8 protein-coding genes are annotated in these 7,203 nt (G+C 72.1%); 2 read left to right on the top strand and 6 right to left on the bottom strand.

Annotated elements, in window-relative coordinates:
* Nucleotides 1–76 precede the first annotated feature (76 nt).
* Genes ACZ68L_RS06280 through ACZ68L_RS06290 form a run of 3 tightly spaced genes read right to left on the bottom strand, consistent with a single transcriptional unit; the run spans nt 77 to nt 2,140 of the window.
* The gene (locus tag ACZ68L_RS06280) at nt 77–982 is read right to left on the bottom strand and encodes an NAD kinase (RefSeq protein ID WP_469574549.1); all 906 of its coding nucleotides are present in this window, start codon (nt 980–982) and stop codon (nt 77–79) included.
* Nucleotides 979–1,794: a TlyA family RNA methyltransferase gene (locus tag ACZ68L_RS06285; RefSeq protein WP_361454207.1), complete on the bottom strand. Its 816-nt coding sequence runs from the start codon at nt 1,792–1,794 to the stop codon at nt 979–981. The genes ACZ68L_RS06280 and ACZ68L_RS06285 overlap by 4 nt, the downstream gene beginning before the upstream one ends.
* 7 nt (nt 1,795–1,801) lie before the next feature.
* Nucleotides 1,802–2,140: a hypothetical protein gene (locus tag ACZ68L_RS06290; protein ID WP_469574551.1), complete on the bottom strand. Its 339-nt coding sequence runs from the start codon at nt 2,138–2,140 to the stop codon at nt 1,802–1,804.
* A 43-nt stretch (nt 2,141–2,183) separates the two neighbouring features.
* On the opposite strand from ACZ68L_RS06290, the gene ACZ68L_RS06295 reads away from it, so the two are divergent.
* Complete coding sequence (locus tag ACZ68L_RS06295) at nt 2,184–2,531, top strand: SCP2 sterol-binding domain-containing protein (protein ID WP_469574552.1); 348 nt, start codon at nt 2,184–2,186, stop codon at nt 2,529–2,531.
* Between the two features lie 71 nt (nt 2,532–2,602).
* Here the strand turns inward: ACZ68L_RS06295 and ACZ68L_RS06300 are convergent, their stop codons facing one another.
* Together ACZ68L_RS06300 and ACZ68L_RS06305 are read right to left on the bottom strand one after the other, a co-directional pair.
* Nucleotides 2,603–3,445 carry an ABC transporter ATP-binding protein gene (locus tag ACZ68L_RS06300; RefSeq protein WP_469574554.1) on the bottom strand — a complete coding sequence of 281 codons (843 nt, stop codon included), beginning with the start codon at nt 3,443–3,445 and terminating at the stop codon, nt 2,603–2,605.
* A 185-nt stretch (nt 3,446–3,630) separates the two neighbouring features.
* On the bottom strand, nt 3,631–4,659 hold the full coding sequence (locus ACZ68L_RS06305; RefSeq protein WP_469574555.1) for an HAD hydrolase-like protein: 1,029 nt from the start codon (nt 4,657–4,659) through the stop codon (nt 3,631–3,633).
* 71 nt (nt 4,660–4,730) lie between these two features.
* On the opposite strand from ACZ68L_RS06305, the gene ACZ68L_RS06310 reads away from it, so the two are divergent.
* A complete protein-coding gene (locus ACZ68L_RS06310) occupies nt 4,731–6,008 on the top strand; it encodes a DUF1015 family protein (RefSeq protein WP_469574556.1) in 1,278 nt (425 codons plus the stop codon).
* Between the two features lie 55 nt (nt 6,009–6,063).
* On the opposite strand, the gene ACZ68L_RS06315 is transcribed toward ACZ68L_RS06310, so the two are convergent.
* Entirely contained in the window at nt 6,064–6,792 is a 729-nt protein-coding gene (locus tag ACZ68L_RS06315; protein WP_469574586.1) for a tetratricopeptide repeat protein, read from the bottom strand.
* Nucleotides 6,793–7,203 lie beyond the last annotated feature (411 nt).

Consider the following 7,203-nt stretch of genomic DNA (forward strand, 5'->3'; position numbering starts at 1 on the left):
GGACCCCGCCCCCAGGGGTTCACTCTCCCGTGTGCTCCTGAAGTATTCGCACCGCCTGCGCAGGCATGTCCGCCGGTCAGTGCGGCGCGCCCCGCCACCCCGAGACGGGCAGCGCGAACTTCGCCACCAGCCGGTCCGTGAACGAGGCGTGGTGCAGCCGCGCCAGCCGTACGGGCACCGCGCCGCGCCGCACCTCGACCCGCGCCCCCGAGGGCAGCTCCACGGTCCTGCGCCCGTCGCACCACAGCACCCCGTGCGGGGTGTGCTGCTGGACCTCGACGGCCAGCACCGAGTCCGGCGAGGTCACCAGCGGCTTGGCGAACAGCGCGTGGGCGCTGATCGGCACCATCAGCAGCGCCTCGACCTCGGGCCAGACGACGGGACCGCCCGCCGAGAAGGCGTAGGCGGTCGATCCGGTCGGCGTCGCGCAGACGATCCCGTCGCAGCCGAACCCGGTCACCGGCCGGCCGTCGATCTCCAGGACGACCTCCAGCATCCGCTCGGGCGACACCTTCTGCACGGCCGCTTCGTTGAGCGCCCAGTCGGTGTGGACGACGTCACCGTTGCTGTGCACGACGACATCGAGCGTCATGCGTTCCTCGACCTGGTACGCCCGGGTGACGACCCGGTCGACGACCTTGTCCAGGTCGTCCCGCTCGGCCTCGGCGAGGAAGCCGACCCGGCCGAGGTTGACGCCGAGCATCGGCACCCCGGAGGCACGGGAGAACTCGGCGCCGCGCAGCAGCGTCCCGTCCCCGCCGAGCACGATCAGCAACTCACAGCCGTCCACGGCCCTGGGCGTGGTGTCCGTGACCGTCTCGACGGACGGCGGCAGCGGCAGATCGGCCGCCTCGGTGGCCAGCACCCGCACACCGAGGCCGCTGCGCAGCAGTCCCTGTACGACGAGTTCGGCGCTGCGGATCGCGGCCGGGCGACCGGTGTGCGCCAGAAGAAAGACAGTTCGTGCCGCATTCGTCGTCAACGAGGCCCCTCCGCCACTGCACGGTCGACATCCGCCGGGTCGAGCTCGGGCGCTCCGGCCCGCAGCCACAGAAAGTACTCGACATTTCCGGCGGGCCCCGGCAGCGGGCTCGCCGTCACCCCCCGCACACCGAGGCCCAGCGCCCAGGCCCGTCGCGCCACCTCCCGTACCGCTTCGGCCCGCAGTTCGGGGCTGCGCACCACACCGCCGCTGCCGAGCCGCTCCTTGCCGACCTCGAACTGCGGCTTGACCATGAGGACCAGGTCGGCGTCGGGGGCCGCGCAGCCCGCCAGGGCGGGCAGGACCAGCCCCAGTGGGATGAACGACAGATCGCCGACCACCAGATCCACCGGCTGCCCGTCGATCGCCTCCAGGGTCAGCTCACGCACGTTGGTACGGTCCTTGACGGTGACGCGCTCGTCGGACTGCAGCGACCAGGCGAGCTGTCCGTAGCCGACGTCGACGGCGACGACATGACCGGCGCCGGCCCGCAGCAGTACGTCGGTGAAGCCGCCGGTCGACGCCCCGGCGTCCAGCGCCCGCCGCCCCTCGATCTTCAGCCCGAGGGGTACGAAGGCGGCGAGGGCCCCGGCGAGCTTGTGTCCGCCGCGCGAGACGTATTCGGGATCGCTGTCGTCCTTGATCACGACGACGGCGGCGCTGGTCTCCACCTGCGTCGCGGCTTTGGTCGCGGTGTTGCCGCCGACGGTCACCCGCCCCGCGGCGATCAGCTGGCTCGCATGCTCGCGCGAGCGGGCGAGCTCACGGCGTACCAGCTCGGCGTCGAGGCGGCGACGTGTCACTCCTGCCACGTTCGGTTCAGCTCCTGTGGTTGTACGAGGGCATCGTTGCGGGTGCGGGTGCGGCGTCCAGCGCGGTCAGCGCGTCGCGCAACCCACGGTGTACATCCTCGTACACCTCGATGTGCCCCTCCGCCGGGAGGTGGTCCGCATCGGCCAGACGCTCCAGCCGCGCGTCGACCTCGGCGTTGCCGGTGGGAGTGCGTCCGACACCGAGGGGGGCGGGTGCGGCGGGCTCGGACGCGGTCGCGGCGGCCGGGGCCGCGCCGTCGTCGGACCGGCCCTGCGCCGCTTCCCCGGGCCCCGCTCCGGGCGCTGTTCCGTATACCGCCCCGGGCCCCGGCATCGAGTCGCTCATGCGGGAAACGCTACCGCGAAGGGCTACGGTACCGTCGGTCACGATGGCGACCATGGCGGAGTGCCGCAGCGCACTCGACAAACTCTCCGGCAACCTCGCGGGGGCCGACGGCGACGTGCGCAGCGCGGCCGCCCTCGACCGCTCACTGAGCTGCCACATCAAGGACCTCGACATCACCTTCACCGGGCGGCTGGTCGATGGCCGGATCCAGGTCCTGGACACGGTCGACGGCCCGCCCCGGGAGAAGGCCGAGATCCGGCTCGCGATGTCCGGCGACGACCTGGTGGCCATGGTGGACGGCGAGCTGAACTTCGCCAAGGCATGGGGCACGGGCCGGGTCCGGCTGGAGGCCGGCCTCCGCGACCTGCTGAGGCTCAGGTCGCTGCTGTAGCCACCGCGCCGACCCCTCCCCCGGCCTGTGGCACGGCCGGGGCGGCCGCTCGTTCCGTCACCTTCGTTCCGTCAGCCCCCCGTCGAGGCCCCGGCGGACGCCTTGCCCCGTGTGCCCGCCCCGCCGCTCCGCGGCTTGCGCGCGGCCGGGACCACCAGCGGCGTACCGGTCTCCGGATCGTCGATGACCTGGCAGCGCAGCCCGAAGACCCGCTCCACCAGCTCCGCGGTGACGACCTCGCCCGGCGCCCCCTCGGCGATCACTTCGCCGTCCCGCATCGCGATGAGATGCGTGGCGTACCGCGCGGCGTGGTTCAGATCATGCAGGACGGCCACCAGGGTGCGCCCCTGCGCCTCGTGCAGTTCCGCGCAGAGGTCGAGGACATCGATCTGATGCTGGATGTCGAGGTACGTCGTCGGCTCGTCGAGCAGCAGGAGCGGCGTCTGCTGGGCGAGCGCCATGGCGATCCAGACACGCTGCCGCTGCCCACCGGACAATTCGTCGACATAGCGATCTGCGAGTGCGTCGACTCCGGTCGCCGCCATCGATTCCTCGACAATGCGCTCGTCGTCCGGCGACCACTGACGCAGCAGCCCCTGATGCGGATACCGGCCGCGCCCGACGAGGTCGGCGACGGTGATGCCGTCCGGCGCGACGGAGGACTGCGGCAGCAGTCCCAACGTCCTGGCCACCTTCTTCGCGGGCATCCCGTGGATCACCTGCCCGTCCAGGAGCACCCGTCCGCTGCTCGGCTTCAGCATCCGCGCGAGCGCGCGCAACAGGGTCGACTTGCCACAGGCGTTGGGACCGACGATCACCGTGAACGAGTGGTCGGGGATCTCGACGGAGAGATTCTCCGCGATGACCCGCTGGTCGTAGCCGAGGGTCACCGAGTCCGCGGTGAGGCGCTGCATGGTCGTACTCCCGGAGTCGGGGGTGATCGGGCGAGGGCCGTCCTTCACCACAGGCGGCGGGTGGGCCCGAGCCCGGCCCCACCCGCCGGGAACGGGCGGGTCGGCCGACCGGACAGCGGCACACCGAGCAGAACGAAGTTAGGTTAGCCTACCCTCCTTTGCCCTCGAAACGCCGGGAGCCGTTCCTACAGCCCCAGCCTGGCGACCGCCTTCGCGGCGTCCAGCCCGCACGAGCCGTCCCCGGCGTACGACCACGCCGCCCCACAGAGTGCCCGCAGCCCGTCGAGTACGTCCCCGTCCCCCTCGATCACCAGGTCGTCACCACGCACCGACGCCGTCCAGCCACCACAGCCGAATCCGTCGCCCGTCCGCGTCACCTCGGGCTGGCCGGTCAGCAGCCCCCGAAGGTCCGCGTCTACATACGTCGGCCGGTGCTTCGGCCCGGCGGCCAGCAACCGCGCCGCGTCCGTCACCCCGGTCAGCACCAGCAGTGAGTCCACACCGCCGTTGAAGGCACCCTCGATGTCCGTGTCCAGCCGGTCCCCCACCACCAGCGGACGCTCGGCCCCGGTGCGCAGCACCGTCTCCCGGTGCATCGGCGGCAACGGCTTCCCGGCGACCTGCGGCTCGGCCCCGGTCGCGATCCGTACGACCTCCACCGCCGCACCGTTCCCCGGCGCGATCCCCCGCGCACTCGGAATCGTCAGATCCGTGTTGGACGCGAACCACGGCACCCCCCGCGCGATCGCGTATGCCGCCTCGGCGAACCGCCCCCACGCCATGTCGGGCCCGCCGTACCCCTGCGCCACCGCGGCCGGCTCGTCGTCCGCCGATTCCACCGGCACCAGTCCGCGCTCGCGCAGTGCGACGCGCAGCCCCTCGCCCCCCACCACCAGCACCCGCGCCCCGGCAGGCAGCTGATCCGCCATCAGCCGCGCCACCGCCTGTGCCGAGGTGATCACATCGCCGGGCTCGGCCGGCACCCCGAGGTCGGTCAGGTGCTCGGCCACCGCGGCCGGGGTCCGCAGGGCGTTGTTGGTCACGTACGCCAGATGCATCCCGCCCTCCCGCGCCGCTCCCAGCGAGTCGACGGCGTGGACGATCGCATGACCGCCCGCGTACACCACCCCGTCGAGATCGAGCAGCGCCGTGTCGTACGCCTCGTTCAACGCGGTGCGGCTGCCGCTCGGCCTGGTCCTGCTCGCCTGACTCATTCTTTGCGCTCCTCATTCCATGCTTCTGTCCCGATCATCGCGCATCCCCGCAGCACACATACGATGCAGAAATGAACACATCAGGTCCGGCCGGCCAGGGACTGCGTCTGGCCCCGTTCCGTGGACTGCGTTACGTCCCCGAGCGGGTCGGCAGTCTCGCCGCGGTGACCTCGCCGCCGTACGACGTCGTCGTACGCCCCGACGGACTGCATCACCTGGAGTCGGCGGACCCGCACAACATCGTCCGGCTGATCCTGCCGCAGGCCGACACCGCCGCGGCCCGCCACAAGCAGGCCGCCGAGACCCTGGACCGCTGGCTGGCCGAGGGCGTGCTCGCTCCGGATGCCGAGCCCGCGCTGTACGTCTACGAGCAGCGCGACGCCGAGATCCTGCAACGCGGCATCGTCGGGGCACTGGCACTCTCCACGCCCGCCGAAGGCATCGTCCTGCCGCACGAGGACGTGATGGCCCACGTCGTCGAGGACCGGGCCAATTTGATGCGCACCACGGCCGCCCATCTCGAACCGCTGCTGCTCACCTACCGCGGCGACGAGGAAGTCTCGGGCACGACCGCCGTCATCGAGCGGACCATCGAGCATCCACCGCTGCTCGCCACCACCACCGAGGACGGCTACAGCCACCGGCTGTGGGCGGTCACCGATCCGGCCGAGCGAGCCGAGATCGAGGCCGATCTGGCCCACCACCAGGCCCTGATCGCCGACGGCCACCACCGCTGGGCCACCTATCTCCGGCTGCAACAGGAGCATTCCGCTCCCGGCCCCTGGGACTTCGGCCTGGTCCTCCTCGTCGACACGGCCCGCTACCCGCTCCGGGTCCGCGCCATCCACCGGCTGCTGCACCGCCTCCCCGTCGCCGACGCGCTCGCCGCGCTGAACGGCCTCTTCCGCGTCCGCGACATCGACGGCCCGCTTCCCCTGGCCCTGGAGGCACTCGCCGAGGCGGCCATCGAAGGCAACGCGTTCCTGCTCGCGGGCGACGGCCGCTTCCACCTCGCCGACCGCCCCGACGCCGCCCTGCTGGCACGTACGATTCCGGCCGATCGCCCGACCGCCTGGCAGACCCTCGACGCGACGGTCCTGCACGCGTCTCTGCTCGACCACGTCTGGCAGATCCCCGACGCCCCCGAACACATCGCGTACATCCACGACACCGCGGCCGCCGTCGAACAGGCCGAACGCCACAACGCCACGGCGGTCCTGATGCATCCGGTGCGCGAGGAAGTCGTCCGGGACCTCGCCCGACAGGGCGTCACCATGCCCCGCAAGTCGACCTCCTTCGGCCCCAAGCCGGCCACCGGACTGGTCCTGCGAAGCCTCGCTCTCGACTGACCCCGCAACGGCAAAAGGGCGGCACCCCCGCAGAGGTGCCGCCCTTTCTCATGCCTTACGCCTCGGACGTACCGCCCTGGTCCTTCTCCTGGTCGTCGTCCGCTGCGGCGGCCGAGGACCGGTCGCCGTCGTTCTCACCCTCGTCGTTCTCACCCTCGTCGTCCTCATCCAGAGCATCGACGAACTCGACACCATCCAGTTCGGCGAGCCGGTCCGACGCATCGGTGGCGCCGTCCTTGTCGGCCTCCAGCGCCTTCCCGAACCACTCACGCGCCTCGTCCTCGCGCCCCGCCGCCAGCAGCGCGTCCGCGTACGCGTAGCGCAGTCGCGGCGTCCACGGGTGCACGGCGTTCGAAGCCAGTTCGGGGCTCTGCAGCGTGACGATGGCCGCGTCGATCTGCCCCATGTCCCGACGGGCCCCGGCAGCCACCAGACGCATCTCGACCTGACCGGCCTTGTCCAGCTTCTGCACCTCGGGCTCGCCGGCCATCGCCATCGCCCGCTCGGGGCGCCCGAGTCCACGCTCGCAGTCGGCCATGACGGGCCACAGCTCCACGGAACCGGTCATCCGCTTGGCAGCGCGGAACTCGGCCAGCGCCTCCGAGTACTTCTGCGTCGCGTACGCGGCGAACCCGGCCGCCTCACGCACGGCCGCAACCCGCGAGGCCAGCCGCAGCGCGATCCGCGCGTACGCGTACGCCTGCTCGGGGTCCTCGTCGATCAGGCGGGCCACCATGACGAGGTTCCTGGCGACGTCCTCGGCCAGGGTCTTCGGCAGGCTCATCAGCTCCTGCCGCACATCCTTGTCGATCTCGTCGCCGGTGACGTCCTCCGGAATCGGAAGCCGCTTGATGGGCTCACGGTCCCGGTCGTCCCGCCGCTCGTACCCACCACGGTCGTCACGCCCGCGGTAACCGCCCCGGCCACCACGATCGTCCCGCTGGCCTCGGTAGCCTCCGCCACGGCTGTCGTCGCGCCGGTACCCGCCGCCGCCACGGCTGTCGTCGTCACGGCGCGGCCCACGATCACGGGTGTCGTCGTCACGGCGCGGCCCACGCGGCCGGTCGTCCCGCCGCTCGAACCCGCCCCCGGAACGCCCACCACGGTCGTCGTCGCGGCGCGGCCCACGGACCCCGCCACGGTCGTCGTCGCGGCGCGGCCCACGATCCCGGTCCCGGTCGTCCCGGCGGAACCC

This window comes from Streptomyces sp. NPDC104309, from assembly GCF_055584025.1.